Raw genomic sequence first — 1,143 nt, 5'->3', positions numbered from 1 at the left:
CCGACGGCCGCCACGCGGTGGCCGTCGTGGCCCCCGCGCTGGGCATGGGCGTCGCCGACCCCGAGCCGCCCGCGCCCGTCGCGATCGAGGCTGGCGACGACGGCTTCGTCCTGGACAACGGCCTGCTGCGGGTCCGCGTCGACGGCGCGGGCCTGGTGCGCTCGGTGTTCGACCGTACGGCCGAGCGCGAGGTCCTGGCTCCCGACCGGCCGGGCAACCTGCTGCAACTGCACCGCGACGACCCCAATCTGTGGAGCGCCTGGAACCTCGACCGCCACTACCGCAACACCGTGCGCGACCTGACGGAGGCCGACTCGGTCGCGGCCGTCGAACGCGGGCCGCTGCTCTGCGTGGTACGCGTCACGCGGACGTTCGGCGACTCGCGCGTCGTGCAGGACCTCGAACTCGCCGCTGGCAGCCGCCGCCTGGTCGTGCGCACCGACATCGACTGGCACGAACGCGACGCGGTGCTCAAGGCGGCCTGGCCGCTCGACGTGCACGCCGAGCACGAGAGCGCGGAGATCCAGTTCGGGCACGTACGGCGGCCGACGCACGAGAACACGAGCTGGGAGGCGGCCCGCTTCGAGCTGTGGAACCACCGCTGGGTGCACGTCGGCGAGCACGGGTTCGGCGCGGCCCTGCTGAACGACTCCACCTACGGCCACGACGTGAGCCGCCACACCCGCGACGACGGCGGCACGACCACCACGCTGCGCCTGAGCCTGCTCCGGGCCCCGCACAGCCCCGACCCGCAGGCCGACCGGGGACGGCACGCGTTCACGTACGCGCTGGAGGCCGGGGCCGACGTCGGCGCGGCCGTCTCCGGCGGGTACGCGCTCAACCTGCCGCTGCGCGCGCGAACCGGCCGGGCGCGGGCCGAACCCCTGGTCACCGTGGACAACCCGGCCGTGGTCGTGGAGACGGTCAAGCTCGCCGACGATCGGTCGGGCGACGTCGTGGTGCGGCTCTACGAGTCTCGGGGCGGCGCCGCGCGTACGACGCTGACCAGCGCCTTCGGCCTGACCTCCGCCCACGTGACCGACCTGCTCGAACAGCCGGAGACCCCGCTCGAACCCGCCGATGGCCGTGGTCTGCGGCTGTCGCTGCGCCCGTTCCAGATCCTCACCCTGCGTCTGAGCCGTT

1 protein-coding gene is annotated in these 1,143 nt (G+C 74.0%); it reads left to right on the top strand.

All coding sequences use genetic code 11. The features are described 5' to 3' along the window. The coding region (locus ABD844_RS05180; protein WP_344873474.1) for a glycoside hydrolase family 38 C-terminal domain-containing protein at positions 1–1,143 on the top strand (1,143 nt) is incomplete at both ends.

The organism is Nonomuraea antimicrobica (genome assembly GCF_039536965.1).
In the GTDB taxonomy this organism is placed as follows: Bacteria; Actinomycetota; Actinomycetes; order Streptosporangiales; family Streptosporangiaceae; genus Nonomuraea; species Nonomuraea antimicrobica.
This window is presented reverse-complemented; position numbering and strand designations above follow the sequence as displayed.